This is a genomic window from Burkholderia sp. AU28863 (assembly GCF_002223195.1).
Lineage (GTDB): Bacteria > Pseudomonadota > Gammaproteobacteria > Burkholderiales > Burkholderiaceae > Burkholderia > Burkholderia sola.
The window spans coordinates 24,396-41,775 of the sequence record NZ_NKFE01000001.1 but is presented as its reverse complement, the minus strand read 5'-3'; the positions used below and the strand labels follow the sequence as shown (position 1 = coordinate 41,775).

Below are 17,380 nucleotides of genomic sequence, written 5' to 3'. Positions count from 1 at the left end.
CTTCGGATCAATGTGATATTTCGGACATGAAAAACTGCTAATGTCGCCTCTTTCGGACTTGGATCCCAGCACTACCGCCGGAAGTGGCCTGAGCCGGCATCGACCCATTCATCCATGACAAGAAATCGCTTCGTTATGCGGCGTATCGCCACGACCCTGCTCGTGGCGGGCATCATCGTCTCGCAGGCTGCCTACGCTCAGGTCACGCTCAACTTCGTGAATGCGGACATCGACCAGGTCGCGAAAGCGATCGGCGCCGCGACCGGCAAGACCATCATCGTCGATCCCCGCGTGAAGGGGCAGCTCAATCTCGTCGCCGAACGGCCGGTGCCGGAAGACCAGGCGTTGAAGACGCTGCAGTCCGCGCTGCGCATGCAGGGCTTCGCGCTCGTGCAGGATCACGGCGTGCTGAAGGTCGTGCCGGAAGCCGACGCGAAGCTGCAGGGCGTGCCGACCTACGTCGGCAATGCGCCGCAGGCGCGCGGCGACCAGGTGATCACGCAGGTGTTCGAGTTGCACAACGAATCGGCGAACAACCTGCTGCCCGTGCTGCGGCCGCTGATCTCGCCGAACAACACGGTGACGGCCTACCCGGCGAACAACACGATCGTCGTGACCGACTATGCGGACAACGTGCGCCGCATCGCGCAGATCATCTCGGGCATCGACAGCGCCGCGGGTGCGCAGGTGCAGGTCGTGACGCTGCGCAACGCGAACGCGATCGACCTCGCCGCGCAGATGCAGAAGATGCTCGACCCGGGTGCGATCGGCAACAGCGACGCGACGCTGAAGGTGTCGGTCACGGCCGACCCGCGCACGAACTCGCTGCTGCTGCGCGCATCGAACGGCTCGCGCCTCGCGGCCGCGAAACGCCTCGCGCAGCAGCTCGACGCGCCGAGCGCGGTGCCCGGCAACATGCACGTCGTGCCGCTGCGCAACGCCGATGCGGTGAAGCTCGCGAAGACGCTGCGCGGGATGCTCGGCAAGGGCGGCAACGACAGCGGCTCGTCGGCGTCGTCCAACGATGCGAACAGCTTCAACCAGAACGGCGGCTCGTCGTCGAGCGGCAACTTCTCGACCGGCACGTCGGGCACCCCGCCGCTGCCGTCGGGCGGCCTCGGCGGTTCGTCGTCCTCGTCGGCGTATGGCGGCGGCTCGTCCGGCGGCGGCCTCGGCACGGGCGGCCTGCTCGGCGGCGACAAGGACAAGAGCGGTGACGACAACCAGCCAGGCGGGATGATCCAGGCCGATTCGGCCACCAACTCGCTGATCATCACTGCGTCCGATCCGGTCTACCGGAACCTGCGCTCGGTGATCGACCAGCTCGACGCACGGCGCGCGCAGGTCTATATCGAAGCGCTGATCGTCGAGCTGAATTCGACGACGCAGGGCAACCTCGGCATCCAGTGGCAGGTCGCGAGCGGCCAGTTCCTCGGCGGCACGAACCTGAACCCCGGGCTGGGGTTGGGCAACAGCATCATCAACCTGACGGCGGGCGGCCTGACCAACGCAGCCGGCGGAGTCACCGGCGGCGGGCTGGCCGCCAACCTCGGGCAGTTGTCCCAGGGGCTCAACATCGGCTGGCTGCACAACATGTTCGGCGTGCAGGGGCTCGGCGCGCTGCTGCAATACTTCGCGGGCGTGAGCGACGCGAACGTGCTGTCGACGCCGAACCTGATCACGCTCGACAACGAGGAAGCGAAGATCGTCGTCGGCCAGAACGTGCCGATCGCGACCGGCTCGTATTCGAACCTGACGAGCGGCACGACGAGCAATGCGTTCAATACCTACGATCGTCGCGACGTCGGCCTGACGCTGCACGTGAAGCCGCAGATCACCGACGGCGGGATCCTGAAGCTGCAGCTCTATACCGAGGATTCGGCCGTCGTCAGCGGCACCACGAACGCGCAGACCGGCCCGACCTTCACGAAACGCTCGATCCAGTCGACGATCCTGGCCGACAACGGCGAGATCATCGTGCTCGGCGGCTTGATGCAGGACAACTACCAGGTGTCGAACAGCAAGGTGCCGCTGCTTGGCGACATCCCGTGGATCGGCCAGCTGTTCCGTTCGGAATCGAAGCAGCGCGCGAAAACCAACCTGATGGTGTTCCTGCGTCCGGTGATCATTTCCGATCGCAGCACCGCGCAGGAAGTCACCGCGAACCGCTACGACTACATCCAGGGCGTGACGGGCGCGTACAAGTCGGACAACAACGTGATCCGCGACAAGGACGACCCGGTCGTCCCGCCGATGCCGCTGGGTCCGAGCCAGGGCGGCACGCCGGCCGGCAACCTGTTCGATCTCGACAAGATGCGCCGCCAGCAGTTGCAGCGCCAGGTCGCGCCGGTACCGGCCCAGCCGTTGCCCGAGGCGACGCCCGCGCAGCCGCAAAGCGTGCCTCAGCAGGCGGTGCCGCAACAGCCGCTGACCACCGCGCCGGGAGCGTCGCAGTGAGCGACGTGCTCGCGTCCTCCGCCCACGACGGCGCGCCGGGCGAACGCCAGCCGCCGTCGCCGCTCGCCGCGCGTTTGCTGCCGTACGGCTTCGCGAAGAGCGGCCAGGTGCTGATCGCGCACCAGCTCGACGACACGCTCGAGGTGTGGATCAGCGAACGCACGAGCGATGCCGCGCTCGCGGAGATCGCGCGCAACTTCGGCTCGATCGCCGTGCATCGCGTGCCGGCCGACGAGCTCGCGCAGGCGATCAACCAGGCCTATGCGCGCCAGGACGGCAGCGCCGCGCAGGTGGTCGGCGAGGTCGAAGGCGAAGTCGACCTGTCGCGGCTGATGCAGGACATCCCGGAAGTCGAGGATCTGCTCGAATCGGAAGACGACGCGCCGATCATCCGGATGATCAACGCACTGCTCACGCAAGCGGCACGCGAACAGGCGTCGGACATCCACATCGAGCCGTTCGAGAATGCGTCAGTCGTGCGCTTTCGCGTCGACGGCACGCTGCGCGACGTCGTGCGCCCGAAGAAGGCGCTGCACGGCGCGCTGATCTCGCGGATCAAGATCATGGCGCAGCTCGACATCGCCGAGAAGCGGTTGCCGCAGGACGGCCGCATCACGCTGCGCGTCGGCGGCCGGCCGGTCGACGTGCGCGTGTCGACGCTGCCGACCGGGCACGGCGAGCGCGCGGTGCTGCGTCTCCTGGAAAAGGATGCGCAGCGGCTGAACCTCGAAGCGCTCGGGATGGGGCGCGACACGCTCGTCCAGTTCGACAAGCTGATCGGCCGCCCGCACGGCATCGTGCTCGTCACCGGCCCGACCGGTTCGGGCAAGACGACCACGCTGTATGCGTCGATGTCGCGGCTCGAAACCGCGACGACCAACATCATGACCGTCGAGGACCCGATCGAATACGATCTGTCCGGCATCGGCCAGACGCAGGTGAACGAGCGGATCGGGATGACCTTTGCCCGCGCGCTGCGCTCGATCCTGCGCCAGGACCCGGACGTGATCATGATCGGCGAAATCCGCGACCTCGAAACCGCGCAGATCGCGGTGCAGGCGTCGCTGACGGGCCACCTCGTGCTCGCGACGCTGCACACGAACGATGCGGCGTCCGCCGTCACGCGCCTGACCGACATGGGCGTCGAGCCGTACCTGCTCGCGTCGTCGCTGCTCGGCGTGCTCGCGCAGCGCCTCGTGCGCCAGCTCTGCCCCGTCTGCAAGGAAGAGCGGCACGAGGACGGCCGCACCGTATGGCATCCGGTCGGCTGCGCGAAGTGCGGACATTCCGGTTATGCGGGCCGGCGCGGTGTGTACGAGCTGCTGGTGATCGACGATTCGATCCGCTCGCTGATTCACCGCAACGCGGCCGATGCTGAAATTCTCGCCGCCGGCCGAGCGGAAGGGATGCGCACGCTGCGCGACGACGCGGAGCGCTGGCTCGCGTCCGGCGTGACGTCGCTCGAGGAAGTGCTGCGCGTGACGGGAGGCGCATAGCGCGATGCCGGCATTCCGTTTCGAAGCAATCGATTCGGCGGGGCGCGCGCAGAAAGGCGTGATCGATGCCGACAGCGCGCGTGCCGCGCGCGGCCAGCTGCGCACGCAGGGGCTGACGCCGCTCGTCGTCGAGCCGGCCGCCAGCGCGACGCGCGGCGCACGTTCGCAGCGGCTCGCGTTCGGCCGCAAGCTGTCGCAGCGCGAGCAGGCGATCCTCACGCGCCAGCTCGCGAGCCTGCTGATCGCGGGGCTGCCGCTCGACGAGGCGCTCGGCGTGCTGACCGAGCAGGCCGAGCGCGACTACATCCGCGAACTGATGGCCGCGATCCGCGCGGAAGTGCTCGGCGGCCATTCGCTCGCGAATGCGCTGGGCCAGCATCCGCGCGATTTTCCGGAAATCTACCGCGCACTCGTTGCCGCGGGCGAGCACACCGGCAAGCTCGGCATCGTGCTGTCGCGCCTGGCCGACTACATCGAGCAGAGCAACGCGCTGAAGCAGAAGATCCTGCTGGCGTTCACGTATCCGGGCATCGTCACGCTGATCGCGTTCGGCATCGTCACGTTCCTGCTGAGCTACGTCGTGCCGCAGGTCGTCAACGTGTTCGCGAGCACGAAGCAGCAGCTGCCGATCCTCACGGTCGTGATGATGGCGCTGTCGGAATTCGTGCGGCACTGGTGGTGGGCGATCCTGATCGCGGTCGCGCTCGTCGTGTGGTTCGTGAAGACGACGCTGTCGCGCGCCGGGCCGAGGCTCGCGTTCGACCGCTGGGTGCTGACCGCCCCGCTCGCCGGCAAGCTCGTGCGCGGCTACAACACGGTGCGCTTCGCGAGCACGCTCGGCATTCTCACCGCGGCCGGCGTGCCGATCCTGCGCGCGTTGCAGGCGGCCGGCGAGACGCTGTCGAACCGCGCGATGCGCGCGAACATCGACGATGCGATCGTGCGCGTGCGCGAAGGCTCCGCGCTGTCGCGCGCGCTGAACAACGTGAAGACGTTTCCGCCGGTGCTCGTGCACCTGATTCGTTCGGGCGAAGCGACGGGCGACGTGACGACGATGCTGGATCGCGCGGCCGAAGGCGAAGCGCGCGAACTCGAGCGCCGCACGATGTTCCTGACGAGCCTGCTGGAGCCGCTGCTGATCCTCGCGATGGGCGGCATCGTGCTCGTGATCGTGCTGGCCGTGATGCTGCCGATCATCGAGCTGAACAACATGGTGCAGTGACGGTGCGGCCCGATTCCGACGGACGGACCGCTACCGTTCAGCGCATGTAGATCGCGGGGGACGGCGTGTTCGCCGGGAGCTGGATTTCGGCGCGGGCGCCGTTGCGGTCGACGATGATCGAGCGCGGCCGGACTTCGGCGAGCTTCGCGCCGGACGTGACCTCCGCGCCGAGCGACACGGCGCGCGGCGGTTCGCCGCCGACGCCGACGATCGCCGCGCCGCCGTGGTCGAGCGCGAGAATGCCGAACAGGTGGATGTCCTGGACGGGATTCTTGTCGAGCTGACCGCCGAAGAGCGCGGCGGCGTCCTCGGTGCGGATCGGCAGCCGCGCGGCGGCGGCGGGCAGCGGCGCTTCGCGGGCCGACAGCGTGACGACCCAGTAGGTGGCCGTCGCGCACAAACCCGCGAAGAGGGCGAGGGAAAGGATCCGGATCGAGAGCGCGTTCATGCGCGCTATTGTACGGATGTATATGAAATTTGCGTTGGGTGAAAGCCCTCGGCGATGCGCGCCTTACAATGCGTGCTCCGCGCCCGCCGGTCCGGAAGGTTGCTGTCAGGCAATCGTCCGGTGCGCCGGGTGCGTCACTCAATCGACGACATTTTTTGGAAAGAGGTAGTCAGTCATGCAAACGTGGATCACTCGCCGCAACGCGGCCGTGCGTCGTCAGCGCGGTTTCACGCTGATCGAGATCATGGTGGTGGTCGCGATCCTCGGGATCCTGGCGGCGCTGATCGTGCCGAAGATCATGAGCCGCCCCGACGAGGCGCGCCGCATCGCCGCGAAGCAGGACATCGGCACGATCATGCAGGCGCTCAAGCTGTACCGTCTGGACAACGGCCGCTATCCGACCCAGGAGCAGGGCCTGAACGCGCTGATCCAGAAGCCGACCAACGATCCGATCCCGAACAACTGGAAGGACGGCGGCTATCTCGAGCGCCTGCCGAACGACCCGTGGGGCAACGGGTACAAGTACCTGAACCCGGGCGTGCACGGCGAGATCGACGTGTTCAGCTACGGCGCCGACGGCAAGGAAGGCGGCGAAAGCAACGACTCCGACATCGGCTCGTGGCAGTAAGCCGGCGCTGATCGGCCCGACGTTTCATTTCCGTTCTTCATGCTCGCCATTCGCACGACCTCCCGCTGCGACCGCGATTGCCGGGTGCGTCGCGGTGCGGCGCCGTCCGTACCGGCACGTGCCGATGGCGGCTTGACGAAGCACCGTGCGGCGCGCCGTCGCGCGCGCGGCTTCACGCTGCTCGAAATGCTGGTCGTGCTCGTGATCGCGGGGCTGCTCGTGTCGCTCGCGTCGCTGTCGCTGACGCGTAATCCGCGCACCGACCTGCGCGAGGAAGCGCAGCGCATCGCGCTGCTGTTCGAGACGGCCGGCGACGAAGCGCAGGTGCGCGCGCGGCCGATCGCGTGGCAGCCGACCGCGCACGGCTTCCAGTTCGACGTGAGTTCGCCCGACGGCTGGCGCACGCTGCGCGACGACCTGCTGCGCCCGCGCGACTGGGACGGCGGCGTCACCGGCGCGGACATCGATTACCCGGGGTCGGACACGCGCGCGAACCGCGTCGTGTTCGGCACCGAGAGCATCGACACGCCGGTGCGCGTGACGCTGCATTCGGCCGCCGGCAGCGCGACGATCGTCGGCACCGGCAACGGCCGCTACGAGGTGCAATGACGATGCGTCGTCGCCTGCCCTTCTCCGTTTCCCCTTCCCGCGGCTTCACGATGATCGAGGTGCTGGTCGCGCTCGCGATCATCGCGGTCGCGCTCGCCGCGTCGATCCGCGCGGTCGGCACGATGGCGACCAATGCGTCCGACCTGCATCGCCGCCTGCTCGCCGGCTGGAGCGCCGACAACGCGCTCGCGCAGCTGCGGCTCACGCATGCATGGCCGGAGGTCGGCGAACAGAGTTTCGACTGCTCGCAAGGCAACGTGCAGCTCGTGTGCACGCAGCGCGTGAGCACCACGCCGAACCCGGTGTTCCGGCGCGTGCGGATTTCGGTGAGCATGCCCGGCCGTGCCGGCGTGCTCGCGCAAATGGTGACGGTGGTCGCGAATGAAACCAGCCGCCCGCTCTGACGCGCCGATGCGACGCCCGTTCGCCCGCCCCGCCCGCGGCTTCACGCTGATCGAGCTGATGATCGCGATCGCGATTCTCGCGGTGGTCGCGATCCTCGCATGGCGCGGGCTCGACCAGATCATGCGCGGTCGCGACAAGGTCGCGGCCGCGATGGAAGACGAGCGCGTGTTCGCGCAGATGTTCGACCAGATGCGCATCGACGCGCGACTCGCCGCGACCGACGACGAGGCCGGCCAGCCGGCGATCGGCGTCGCCGGCAACACGCTGCAGATCGTGCGCGAGCTCGACGTGCCGGGCGTCGCGCCGCGGCTGCAGGTGGTCCGCTACCGGATCGCCGGCGGCCGCGTCGTGCGCTATGCGTCGCCGCCGATCGACGACACGAACCGGCTGCGCACCGTGCTGAAGGACAGCAGCGTCGAAGGCTGGAGCTGGGTCGCGCTGATGGGCGGCGTCGGCGCGATCGACGCGAAGCTGTACGTGCCGCGCGTGGGCTGGACCACCAACCTGCAGACGGCCGACGAAGCGCTCGCGCAGAACAACGACGCGCTGAAGGTGCCGCAGATCGGCAACGCGCCGCCGGCGCGCGCGGTGACCGGGCTGCAGGTCAGCATCGGCGCGACGTCGCTGCGCGTGCCGGTCACGCGCATCTTCCTCGTCGGGGAATGACGATGCGTGCGCGCCCAGCCCGTCGAATGCCTGCCCGCCGCCAGCGCGGCGCCGCGATCATCACCGCGCTGCTCGTGGTCGCGCTGTCGGCGATCCTCGTCTCGGGGATGTTGTGGCGCCAGCAGGTGCAGATCCGCCGCATCGAGAACCAGCGCGTGATCGCGCAGGCGCAGTGGGTCGCGCGCGGCGCGCTCGACTGGACCCGGATGATCCTGCGCTCCGAAGGCGATACGGCGCCCGGCATCACGTATCTCGGCGGGATCTGGGGCGTGCCGATCGCGAAGACGAAGCTGTCGGATTTCCTCGGCCGGATCGGCGCGCCCAACGACACGGACGCCGAAGACACCTATCTGTCCGGCTCGATCGAGGATGCGCAGGCGAAGTTCAACCTGCGCAACCTCGTGTCGTCGCCGGCGCCCGGCGTGCTGCAGCTGAACGTCACGCAGATGCAGGCGTTCCAGCGCCTGCTGACGACGCTCGGCTACGACAGCGCGTTCGCGAAGCGCATCGCGCTGCAGGTGCGCGCGGGGCTGCTGCATTCGGCCACGCGGTTCCAGATGCCGAACCTGCCCGGCGGCGGCGGGACGGCCGCAAACGCCGCGACCGCGCCGGTGACGAGCAGCGACATGCAGGGCAGCGGCTTCACCGACGATCCGGGGATGGCCGGCGGCGACCGTGGGCCCGCGCCGCTGATGATGACGCGCGTCGACAGCCTGCTCGACGTCGACGGCGTGACGCCGGAGATGGTCGCGCGGCTGCGCCCGTTCGTCACCGTGCTGCCGACCACGACGCCCGTGAACATGAACACCGCGCCGGCCGAAGTGATCGCCGCGCTGATACCGGGAATGAGCGTGTCGTCCGCGCAGGCGCTCGTGGCGCGCCGCGAGACGGTGTTTTTCCGGAACGTCGGCGACGTGCAGCTCGCGCTGCGCGGCGCCGGCGCGCCGCCGAACGTGACGATCGACTCGAGCCTCGTCGACGTCAATTCGAGCTATTTCATCGTGCACGGCCGGATTCAGCACGAACGCGCGGAGGTCGACCGCACCTCGCTCGTGTATCGTGATCCGACCACGCACTCGACACGGGTCGTGCGCATCCGCGACCAGCTATAACGACGCCAATCGGGAGAGGAGCTCTTGTGAGCACGTTGATTGTTTCTTTGCCGCCGCGCGAGCCTGCCGTGCCGTTGCAGGAATGGCAGTGGCCCGAGCTGCCGTTCACGCTCGTCGACAAGGCCGGCCACGTGCAGCGCGCGGGCCGCGCCGCGCTCGCGCTGCTGCCGCGCGCGAACGCGACGGTGCTGATCGTCGCCGCGCGCGACGTGCTGCTGCTGGCCGCGACCGTGCCGCCGCTGAAGGGGCCGAAGCTGCGCCAGGCGCTGCCCAACATCGTCGAGGATCAGCTGATCCAGGATCCGCTCGGCTGCCACATCGCGCTCGACCCGGCCCCGCTGCCCGACGGGCGCCGCGTGCTGGCCGTCGTCGATCGCGCGTGGTTCCGCGCGATCTGCGACGCGTTTACCGCGGCCGGCCACCGGCACCTGAGCGCGGTCCCCGCGACCCGCTGCCTGCCGGCGCCGCGTGGGTCGGCCGAGGCCGCATCCACCGTGCCGGCCGACGGCGAGGCGACCGACGCCGCCGCGCTCGTCGCGGACGTCACCGAGCCGGCTGCCCGCCCGGCGACGGTCGCCGCGGTGCTCGGGCTCGCGACGGCGGTCGAACCGGTACTCGTCGAAGCCGGCGCATTGCCGGCCGCGGCCGGTGCGCGGCGCCTCGAGCTGGCGGTCGCGCGCGGCGCGCTTGGCGAAGGTTTCGCGGCGCCCGCGTCGCGCGCGGCCGGCACGCTGGCCGCGCTCGCGGGCGGCGGCGACGTCGAACTGTACGAACTCGGCGAGCCGGGCGCGGAGCCGCGGCTCGCGTCGGTCGGCCGCACCGACGCGCCGCTGCTGCCGGGCGCTGCACCGCTGTCGTTCGATACGTTCGCGCGCCGGGCGCTCGCCGAGAAGTTCGATCTGTGCCAGTTCGAATTCGAGTCGCAGCCGTGGCGCTTCGACCGCGCGACGCTCAAGCGCCTGCGCGTGCCGATCGCGCTCGCCGCGGCGACGCTCGGCGTCGCTGTGATCGGGATGAACGTGCACTGGTGGAAGCTGTCGCGCGAGCGCGATGCGCTGTCCGCGCAGATTACCGAGACGCTGCTGTCTGCGTTCCCGAAGACGACCACCGTGCTCGACCCGCCCGCGCAGATGCAGCGCCAGCTCGACCAGCTGCGCCTCGCGGCCGGCGAACTGTCGCCGAACGATTTCCTCGCGCTGTCGAGCGGCCTGGCGCGCTCGATGGGGGCGCTGCCGCTGAACGGCATCGCGTCGCTCGACTATCACGACCGGCGGCTCGACGTCGGCTTCAAGCCGGAGGTCAAGGTCGATCCCGATTTCACGCAGCGCCTCGCGCGTAACGGACTGTCCGGCGAAGTCGACAGCAACACGGGCAAATGGACGATCCGGAGCCGCTCATGAAAACCGAACAACTGAACCAGACGCTGGCCCAGTTCTGGGGCGAGCGCTCGCCGCGCGAGAAAATGCTGCTCGGCTGGGGCGGCGCCGTGCTGGCGGTCGCGATTGCGTATTCGGTGCTGTGGTCGCCCGCGCAGGAAGGCCGTGCGCGAATCCAGCGCGAGCTGCCGACGATGCGTCACGAGCTCGCGCAGATGACCGCGCAGGCGAACGAGGCGAAATCGCTGTCGGTCGCCGCGCAGGGTGTCGCGCCGACCGGCCTCGCGCTGAAGGATGCGCTCACTGCATCGCTGTCCGATCACGGGCTGCAGGGCGCGCAGGTGCAGATCGTCGGCAACGGCGTGCAGGTCCAGATGAAGAACGTGTCGTTCCCGGCATGGACCCAGTGGCTCGACGATGCGCGCCGGCAGTTCAAGGTGCAGGTCGGCGAAGCGCATGCCACGGCCCTGAAGGAAGACGGTCAGGTGGATCTGACGGCCGTGATGCAACCGTCCGTCCAGAAATAGATGACCGCAGTGGATGACGCAAACGAAGGCCGGCCGATGCGGCCATGGGTGAGACGGCTCGTCACCGTGTTGCCGTGGGTGCTGGCGGGCGGCGTGGCGACGGCGGTGACGCTCGTCGCGCTCGCGCCGGCCGCGTGGATCGCGCCGCAGTTCGCGCGCGCGACCGGCGGCCACGTGAATCTCGTCGATCCGGACGGGTCGCTGTGGCACGGCTCGGGCACGCTGATGCTCGCGCCTGGCGCCGACCAGAGCGCGGCGACGCTGCTGCCGGGCCGGGTCGAATGGACCACGCGCTTCTGGCCGCTGCTGACCGGGCGCGTGCAGATGCACATGCGGCAGACGGAAGCGATGCCCGATGCGGTCACGCTCGACGCGACGTGGCGCGGCGCGGTGCTGTCGGCGGGGACGATGGCCGTACCCGCGTCGCTGCTCACGGGGCTCGGTACGCCGTTCAACACGCTCGACCTGCAGGGCGACGTGCGGCTCCGCTGGAGCGACTGGCGGCTCATCGGCAACAACGCGTTCGGCCAGCTGACGGTGACGATCGATTCGATGAGTTCGCGCGTGTCGCGCGTGAAGCCGCTCGGTTCGTACCGCGCGGTATTGCAGGCGAAGGGCGCGGGCGCCGATCTCGACCTGTCGACGACGCAGGGCCCGCTGTTCCTCGACGGGCACGGCAGCTTCGGCCCCGGCCAGGGGTCGTTCCGCGGGACCGCGCATGCGGCGCCGGAGCAGCAGGCGAACCTCGCCGGGCTGCTGAACCTGCTCGGCCACCCGATCGGCAACAACCAGGTTTCGCTGATCTTCGGCGACGCGCAGCGCTGATTACGCGCGTCGCCCGCTTTCCTTCCTACTTCTGCGCGAGCGGCGCTGCGACCGACGGCGCGGTGGCCGCGGGCGCGGCCGCACCGGACGCCGGCACAGGCGCCGGCGCCGCCATGTCGCCGTTCTCGCGCGCCATCTCCGACACGTTCCAGCCGCCGCCGAGCGCCTTCACGAGCCCGACCGACGACACCATCCGCTGCCCGGCGATCGTCGCGAGCTTCTGCTGCGCGGTAAACGCGGTGGTTTGCGCGGTCAGCACGTTCAGGTACGCGACCGTGCCCGCCTTGTACTGGTTCGTGACGATCGCGAGCGCGTGCTCGGCGCTGTCGACGGCCTGCCGCTGCACGTCGATTTCCTGCGCGAGGATCCGCTGCGACGCGAGGTTGTCCTCGACGTCCTGGAACGCGGTGAGCACCGCGAGGCGATAGGCGGCGACGTCCTGGTCGTAGGTCGCGCGCGCGGCGTCGGTCTGCGCGGCGCGCAGCCCCGCGTCGAACAGCGTGGCCGCGAGTTGCGGGCCGACCGTCCAGAACCGTGCCGGCAGCGTGAACAGCTGCGACCACACCGAGCTCTGGAAGCCGCCGGTGGCCGACAGCGTCAGCGTGGGGAAAAACGCGGCGATCGCGACGCCGATCTGCTCGTTCGCGGCCGCCGCCCGGCGCTCGGCCGCCGCGATGTCGGGCCGGCGCTCGAGGATCGCGGACGGTACGTCGACCGGCGTGATCGGCGGCTCGGCCGCGAGCGGGTTCGGCGGCAGCGAGAAGGTCGACGCAGGCTCGCCGATCAGCGTCGCGATCGCATGCTCGTACTGCGCGCGGGCGACGCCGTTGTCGATCTGCGCGGCCTGCGCGCTCTGCAGCTGCGTCTGCGCCTGGATCACGTCCGCGCGCGCGGCGACGCCCTGCGCGTACTGGTTCTGCGTGAGCTGCAGCGAGCGTTCGTACGATTTCACGGTGTCGTCGAGCAGCTTTTGCAGCGCATCGGACGTGCGCAACTGGAAATAGGTCTGCGCGAGCAGTGCCTGCTGCGACAGCCGCGCGTTCGCGAGATCGGCCGCCGCGGCCGCTTCGCCGGCGCGCTGCGCGCTGACGGTGCGGCTCACCTTGCCCCACAGGTCGGGTTCCCAGCTGGCGTCGAGGCCGACGCTGTAGCTGTTGTTGATCGACCCGGTCGACCCGCTGCCGAAGCTCGACGACGCGCCCGACGACAGCGACGTGCGCGGCGACCGCGCGCGCGAGCCCGATGCGGTCAGCCCGACGGTCGGGAAATACGCGGCACGCGCCTCGGTGACGAGCGCGCGCGCCTGCCGGTAGGCGGCCGCCGATTGCGCGATGGTCTGGTTCGACGCGTTGAGCTTGCCGATCAGCGCATCGAGCTGCGGATCGTTGTAGACCGTCCACCACGCGCCGCGGTCGGCGCGATCGGCGGGCTGCGCGACTTTCCAGCCGGCCGGCGCTTCCTTGAAGGCGGCGGGAATCGACGTGTCGGGCCGGTGATAGTCGGGCCCGACGGCGCAGCCGGCGAGCAGCACGGCCGTCGCAATGGCGACGGCGGCGCTCAGCGGGCGAACGGCGCGCGGGAGGGGGGCGTACGGCATGGTGGTTTTCCTGTCTGGGCGTGACGGCCGGCGAGCGGCGCCGCGCGATGCGGTCGTCATGCCGCTGGCGGACAAATGGTAACTGACGGCGGGAAAGCTGCGCAGCCGTAAGGGTACGGTGCGCGGCGGCCCGGATGTGTTACCGGCGCAGCTGGCCGGTTTACCGGCCATTACGGCCGGCTTGCGGGAAAACGGACGTGCGAGCGGGCGCGCGACGCCCGCCACGCGTGACGCGGCCGGCGCTCAGGCGGGACGGGCGGGACGTTCGGGAAAGCGGCAGCGGTGCGGCGTCAGTGGCAGCGCACGGGCACCGGGACCGGGACGGACTCGGCGGCGGCCCGCCATGTCGACGGCTCCGTCGCGGACGGGGCCGACTGGGTCGTGCGGCGGGCGCCGCCCTTCGCGTTGCGCTGCCGGCGATGATCGAACCATGCGAACCCGAGCGCCGCGAGCGAGCCGCCAGGCACGACCAGCATCGTCACGTACAGCGCGATCTTCCAGCCGCGGTGCGGCCCGGAGAACACATGATGAGCGGTATCGGTCAGGTTGCGGCGCAGCGCGCCGGCGGCATTTTTCAGGAACAGCATCGCGAACATCCTCGGGGTGCCCGGCAGCGCGGGCCAATCGGTCAGAACATAGTCTCCGGCAGTGCAACATGCACGTCGTAACTGGTTGACCTAAATAATATTGACTAAGCAATCATTTTTCAAGATACTGGGCGCGTTCAAACCCGAAACGCACTATTGCTGCGCGCGCAATCGCATGACCGGCGGCCTCTACGATCCCGAGAACATCGCGCTGGAAACGAGCCTCGGCTATTACCTGTCGAAGGCGAAGCAGGCGCTCGTCGAGCGGATGGATCGCGCGCTCGAGCCGCTCGACCTCACCGCGCAGCAGATCGGCGTGATCCTGCTGCTGTCGCGCGGCTACGCGCGCACGCCGTTCGAACTGTCGCGCAAGATGTCGTACGACAGCGGGTCGATGACGCGCATGCTCGACCGACTCGAACGCAAGGGGCTGATCGCACGCGCGCGCAGCGAGCAGGACCGCCGGATGATCGAGCTGACGCTGACCGAGCGCGGCATCGAAGCCGCCCGCGCGCTGCCGTCGCTGGTCGCGACCGTGCTGAACGCGCAGCTCGAAGGCTTCTCGGCCGACGAACTGGCGACGCTCATTGGCCTGCTGCAGCGCTTCATCGCCAACGGGCCCGGTTCGACCGGCTGCCCGACGCCCGACGAACCCGGCTGCTGATGCGTACGGAGCCTCCATGTCCGGATTTAAACAATCGCTTATTTATCTGTCTGGGCAGAAGATGACAGGGCACGTGCTCCGCTTTTCCCCTTTTTCATTCCACCCGGCCGGGCCGCGCTGCGTCGCGCGCCCGTGCGTTGTGCCGGCGCGTCCCGCGCGCCGCGTCTAGGAGATTCCGATGTCCGCCACCACGGCATCCGCCCCCTCCCCCGCCGCCGAACCGGCGCCGCTGACCGGCGGCGCGCTCGCGCTGCTGACCGTCGGGCTCGCGCTCGGCACCTTCATGGAAGTGCTCGACACGTCGATCGCGAACGTCGCGGTGCCGACCATCTCGGGCAGCCTCGGCGTCGCGACGAGCGAAGGCACATGGGTGATTTCGTCGTACTCGGTCGCGTCCGCGATCGCGGTGCCGCTGACCGGCTGGCTCGCGCGGCGGGTCGGCGAGGTGCGGTTGTTCACGCTGTCGGTGCTCGCGTTCACGATCGCGTCGGCGCTGTGCGGCCTCGCGACCAACTTCGAGACGCTGATCGCGTTCCGGCTGCTGCAAGGCCTCGTGTCGGGGCCGATGGTGCCGCTGTCGCAGACGATCCTGATGCGCAGCTACCCGCCGGCGAAACGCGGGCTCGCGCTCGGGCTATGGGCGATGACGGTGATCGTCGCGCCGATCTTCGGCCCGTTGTTGGGCGGCTGGATCAGCGACAACTACACGTGGCCGTGGATTTTCTACATCAATTTGCCGATCGGCGTGTTCTCGGCGACCTGCGCGTACTTCCTGCTGCGCGGCCGCGAAACGAAGACGTCGAAGCAGCGGATCGACGCGATCGGCCTCGCGCTGCTCGTGATCGGCGTGTCGTGCCTGCAGATGATGCTCGACCTCGGCAAGGACCGCGACTGGTTCAACTCGTCGTTCATCGTCGCGCTCGCGCTGATCGCGGTCGTGTCGCTCGCGTTCATGCTCGTGTGGGAGGCGACCGAGAAGGAGCCGGTGGTCGACCTGTCGCTCTTCAAGGACCGCAACTTCGCGCTCGGCGCGCTGATCATCTCGTTCGGCTTCATGGCGTTCTTCGGCTCGGTCGTGATCTTCCCGCTGTGGCTGCAGACGGTGATGGGCTACACGGCCGGCAAGGCCGGCCTCGCGACCGCGCCGGTCGGGCTGCTCGCGCTCGTGCTGTCGCCGCTGATCGGCCGCAACATGCACCGGCTCGACCTGCGGATGGTCGCGAGCTTCGCGTTCATCGTGTTCGCGGGCGTGTCGCTGTGGAACGCGACGTTTACGCTCGACGTGCCGTTCAACCACGTGATCCTGCCGCGGCTCGTGCAGGGCATCGGCGTCGCGTGCTTCTTCGTGCCGATGACGACGATCACGCTGTCGAGCATCTCCGACGAGCGGCTCGCGAGCGCGTCGGGGCTGTCGAACTTCCTGCGCACGCTGTCCGGCGCGATCGGCACCGCGGCCAGCTCGACGTTCTGGGAGAACGACGCGATCTACCATCATGCGCGGCTGTCGGAATCGGTGAGCGTCTACGCGCAGAACACGACCGACTACCAGGGCGCGCTCGCGCAGCTCGGCATCGTCGGGCAGACGGCCAATGCGCAGCTCAACCAGCTCGTCACGCAGCAGGGTTTCATGATGGCGACGAACGACTTCTTCCACCTGTCGGCGGGCGTGTTCATCGCGCTCGCGGCGCTCGTGTGGATCACGAAGCCGAAGAAGGGAGCTGGGCCGGCGATGGGGCATTGATGATCCGACGGGCGGCCATCACGGCCGCCCTTTTCGTTTCACCGTTCGCTTCATCGCCCGGCGGCCCGGCCTTCACTCCCGCGCCCGCAATCCCCCGAACGCCAGATCGTCGCCCGGCGCGAGCGGCAGCGTCGCCCGCGCGACGTCGAGCCACGCGCGCGCCGCGTGCGACAGGTAGCCCTTCTTCAGCCAGCCGAGCGCGATCGCCCACGTGATTTCGGGCTCGACGATGGGCCGGCACGTGAACTGGCCCGCGTCGAGCCGCCGGCAATACGGCTCCGGCAGCAGCGCGATGCCGACGCCCGCATGCACGAGCGCGGCCATGAAATCCCAGTGGCCGCTGCGGCTTACGATCGACGGCGTGAAGCCGGCCTGCCGGCACGCATCCAGCACCGCGTCGTGCAGCGCGAGGCTTTCCGCATAGAACACGAACGATTCGCGCGCGAGATCGGCGAGCGGCACGGCCGCGTGGTCCTCCCAGCGCGACTCGCGCGGTGCGACGAGCCACAGCGGCGCGCGCACCATCGGCAGCCGCTCGAACGTGCCGGGATCCACCGGCTCCAGCAGCCCGCCGAGTTCCAGCTCGCCCGACGTCAGCGCGGCCTCGATCATCCGCGCGCCCTGCTCGAACAGCTTCAGCTCGATGTTCGGGTAGCGCTGCTTGTACGCGGCGATGATCGGCGTGAACAGCGAACCGCCGAGCGGCGGGATGCCGATCGTCAACTCGCCGCGTCCGAGCGTGCCGAGATCGTTCAGCTCCGATTGCAGCTGCGCCTGCGCGGCGAGCACGTCCTGGCCGCGCTGGAACACGATCCGCCCGGCGTCGGTCAGCACCATCTGCCGGCCGTCGCGCAGCAGCAGCGGCGAACCGATCTCGTCTTCCAGCGCCTTCACCATCTTGCTGATGGTCGGCTGCGTGACGAACAGCTTGTCGGCCGCCGCGGTGAAGCTCTGCTGGCGAACCACCTCGACGAAGTACCGCAGCGCGCGCAATTCCATCGATCACTCCCCAGATTGGTG

General features: G+C 69.3%; 17 protein-coding genes. 13 read left to right on the top strand and 4 right to left on the bottom strand.

What is annotated here, in order from left to right:
* Positions 1 to 114: 114 nt before the first annotated feature.
* From gspD to gspF, 3 genes are read left to right on the top strand one after another with little or no spacing between them, the layout of a single operon-like run.
* Positions 115 to 2,457: a type II secretion system secretin GspD gene (gspD, locus tag CFB81_RS00225; protein ID WP_089434325.1), complete on the top strand. Its 2,343-nt coding sequence runs from the start codon at positions 115 to 117 to the stop codon at positions 2,455 to 2,457.
* Positions 2,454 to 3,953, top strand: a complete 1,500-nt coding sequence (gspE, locus tag CFB81_RS00220) for a type II secretion system ATPase GspE (protein WP_089434324.1) — start codon at positions 2,454 to 2,456, stop codon at positions 3,951 to 3,953. The genes gspD and gspE overlap by 4 nt, the downstream gene beginning before the upstream one ends.
* A gap of 4 nt (positions 3,954 to 3,957) precedes the next feature.
* Positions 3,958 to 5,175 (top strand): type II secretion system inner membrane protein GspF, encoded by a 1,218-nt coding sequence (gene gspF, locus CFB81_RS00215; protein ID WP_069618801.1) that lies wholly within the window; start codon positions 3,958 to 3,960, stop codon positions 5,173 to 5,175.
* A 37-nt stretch (positions 5,176 to 5,212) separates the two neighbouring features.
* Here gspF and CFB81_RS00210 read toward each other — a convergent pair whose 3' ends face one another.
* On the bottom strand, positions 5,213 to 5,623 hold the full coding sequence (locus CFB81_RS00210) for a type II secretion system protein N (protein ID WP_006477247.1): 411 nt from the start codon (positions 5,621 to 5,623) through the stop codon (positions 5,213 to 5,215).
* A 175-nt stretch (positions 5,624 to 5,798) separates the two neighbouring features.
* Between CFB81_RS00210 and gspG the strand changes: the two genes are divergently transcribed.
* From gspG to CFB81_RS00170, 8 genes are read left to right on the top strand one after another with little or no spacing between them, the layout of a single operon-like run.
* Positions 5,799 to 6,251 (top strand): type II secretion system major pseudopilin GspG, encoded by a 453-nt coding sequence (gene gspG / locus CFB81_RS00205; RefSeq protein ID WP_012492990.1) that lies wholly within the window; start codon positions 5,799 to 5,801, stop codon positions 6,249 to 6,251.
* 39 nt (positions 6,252 to 6,290) lie between these two features.
* Entirely contained in the window at positions 6,291 to 6,860 is a 570-nt protein-coding gene (locus tag CFB81_RS00200) for a GspH/FimT family pseudopilin (protein ID WP_089434323.1), read from the top strand.
* Between the two features lie 2 nt (positions 6,861 to 6,862).
* Positions 6,863 to 7,264, top strand: coding sequence for a type II secretion system minor pseudopilin GspI (gene gspI, locus CFB81_RS00195; RefSeq protein WP_089434422.1), 402 nt, complete (start codon positions 6,863 to 6,865; stop codon positions 7,262 to 7,264).
* Positions 7,242 to 7,931, top strand: coding sequence for a type II secretion system protein J (locus CFB81_RS00190; RefSeq protein ID WP_089434322.1), 690 nt, complete (start codon positions 7,242 to 7,244; stop codon positions 7,929 to 7,931). The genes gspI and CFB81_RS00190 overlap by 23 nt, the downstream gene beginning before the upstream one ends.
* A 2-nt stretch (positions 7,932 to 7,933) precedes the next feature.
* Positions 7,934 to 9,043 carry a type II secretion system minor pseudopilin GspK gene (gspK, locus tag CFB81_RS00185; protein ID WP_089434421.1) on the top strand — a complete coding sequence of 370 codons (1,110 nt, stop codon included), beginning with the start codon at positions 7,934 to 7,936 and terminating at the stop codon, positions 9,041 to 9,043.
* Positions 9,044 to 9,069: 26 nt separating this feature from the next.
* Positions 9,070 to 10,443, top strand: a complete 1,374-nt coding sequence (gene gspL / locus CFB81_RS00180; protein ID WP_069618805.1) for a type II secretion system protein GspL — start codon at positions 9,070 to 9,072, stop codon at positions 10,441 to 10,443.
* Entirely contained in the window at positions 10,440 to 10,946 is a 507-nt protein-coding gene (gene gspM / locus CFB81_RS00175) for a type II secretion system protein GspM (protein WP_089434420.1), read from the top strand. Before gspL ends, gspM begins: the two co-directional genes overlap by 4 nt.
* A 36-nt stretch (positions 10,947 to 10,982) precedes the next feature.
* Positions 10,983 to 11,771, top strand: a complete 789-nt coding sequence (locus CFB81_RS00170) for a type II secretion system protein N (protein WP_089434419.1) — start codon at positions 10,983 to 10,985, stop codon at positions 11,769 to 11,771.
* A 25-nt stretch (positions 11,772 to 11,796) separates the two neighbouring features.
* Here CFB81_RS00170 and CFB81_RS00165 read toward each other — a convergent pair whose 3' ends face one another.
* Together CFB81_RS00165 and CFB81_RS00160 are read right to left on the bottom strand one after the other, a co-directional pair.
* Positions 11,797 to 13,368 (bottom strand): efflux transporter outer membrane subunit, encoded by a 1,572-nt coding sequence (locus tag CFB81_RS00165; protein ID WP_069618807.1) that lies wholly within the window; start codon positions 13,366 to 13,368, stop codon positions 11,797 to 11,799.
* 290 nt (positions 13,369 to 13,658) lie between these two features.
* Positions 13,659 to 13,955: a multidrug ABC transporter ATPase gene (locus tag CFB81_RS00160; RefSeq protein WP_089434418.1), complete on the bottom strand. Its 297-nt coding sequence runs from the start codon at positions 13,953 to 13,955 to the stop codon at positions 13,659 to 13,661.
* A gap of 175 nt (positions 13,956 to 14,130) precedes the next feature.
* Here CFB81_RS00160 and CFB81_RS00155 point away from each other — a divergent pair, with 175 nt between their 5' ends.
* Positions 14,131 to 14,619: a MarR family winged helix-turn-helix transcriptional regulator gene (locus CFB81_RS00155; RefSeq protein WP_089434321.1), complete on the top strand. Its 489-nt coding sequence runs from the start codon at positions 14,131 to 14,133 to the stop codon at positions 14,617 to 14,619.
* Positions 14,620 to 14,797: 178 nt separating this feature from the next.
* Positions 14,798 to 16,360, top strand: coding sequence for a DHA2 family efflux MFS transporter permease subunit (locus CFB81_RS00150; RefSeq protein WP_006491289.1), 1,563 nt, complete (start codon positions 14,798 to 14,800; stop codon positions 16,358 to 16,360).
* Between the two features lie 72 nt (positions 16,361 to 16,432).
* On the opposite strand, the gene CFB81_RS00145 is transcribed toward CFB81_RS00150, so the two are convergent.
* Complete coding sequence (locus CFB81_RS00145) at positions 16,433 to 17,359, bottom strand: LysR family transcriptional regulator (protein WP_089434320.1); 927 nt, start codon at positions 17,357 to 17,359, stop codon at positions 16,433 to 16,435.
* Between the last annotated feature and the right edge of the window lie 21 nt (positions 17,360 to 17,380).

What these genes read in the sequence shown, in the direction of transcription:
- CFB81_RS00155 (WP_089434321.1), top strand. Translation starts at nt 14,131, where the DNA reads ATGACCGGCGGCCTCTACGATCCCGAGAACATCGCGCTGGAAACGAGC.
- CFB81_RS00170 (WP_089434419.1), top strand. Translation starts at nt 10,983, where the DNA reads ATGCGGCCATGGGTGAGACGGCTCGTCACCGTGTTGCCGTGGGTGCTG.
- CFB81_RS00150 (WP_006491289.1), top strand. Translation starts at nt 14,798, where the DNA reads ATGTCCGCCACCACGGCATCCGCCCCCTCCCCCGCCGCCGAACCGGCG.
- gspG (WP_012492990.1), top strand. Translation starts at nt 5,799, where the DNA reads ATGCAAACGTGGATCACTCGCCGCAACGCGGCCGTGCGTCGTCAGCGC.
- CFB81_RS00190 (WP_089434322.1), top strand. Translation starts at nt 7,242, where the DNA reads ATGAAACCAGCCGCCCGCTCTGACGCGCCGATGCGACGCCCGTTCGCC.
- CFB81_RS00145 (WP_089434320.1), bottom strand. Translation starts at nt 17,359, where the DNA reads ATGGAATTGCGCGCGCTGCGGTACTTCGTCGAGGTGGTTCGCCAGCAG.
- gspK (WP_089434421.1), top strand. Translation starts at nt 7,934, where the DNA reads ATGCGTGCGCGCCCAGCCCGTCGAATGCCTGCCCGCCGCCAGCGCGGC.
- gspI (WP_089434422.1), top strand. Translation starts at nt 6,863, where the DNA reads ATGCGTCGTCGCCTGCCCTTCTCCGTTTCCCCTTCCCGCGGCTTCACG.
- CFB81_RS00165 (WP_069618807.1), bottom strand. Translation starts at nt 13,368, where the DNA reads ATGCCGTACGCCCCCCTCCCGCGCGCCGTTCGCCCGCTGAGCGCCGCC.
- CFB81_RS00210 (WP_006477247.1), bottom strand. Translation starts at nt 5,623, where the DNA reads ATGAACGCGCTCTCGATCCGGATCCTTTCCCTCGCCCTCTTCGCGGGT.
- gspD (WP_089434325.1), top strand. Translation starts at nt 115, where the DNA reads ATGACAAGAAATCGCTTCGTTATGCGGCGTATCGCCACGACCCTGCTC.
- CFB81_RS00160 (WP_089434418.1), bottom strand. Translation starts at nt 13,955, where the DNA reads ATGCTGTTCCTGAAAAATGCCGCCGGCGCGCTGCGCCGCAACCTGACC.
- gspM (WP_089434420.1), top strand. Translation starts at nt 10,440, where the DNA reads ATGAAAACCGAACAACTGAACCAGACGCTGGCCCAGTTCTGGGGCGAG.
- CFB81_RS00200 (WP_089434323.1), top strand. Translation starts at nt 6,291, where the DNA reads ATGCTCGCCATTCGCACGACCTCCCGCTGCGACCGCGATTGCCGGGTG.
- gspF (WP_069618801.1), top strand. Translation starts at nt 3,958, where the DNA reads ATGCCGGCATTCCGTTTCGAAGCAATCGATTCGGCGGGGCGCGCGCAG.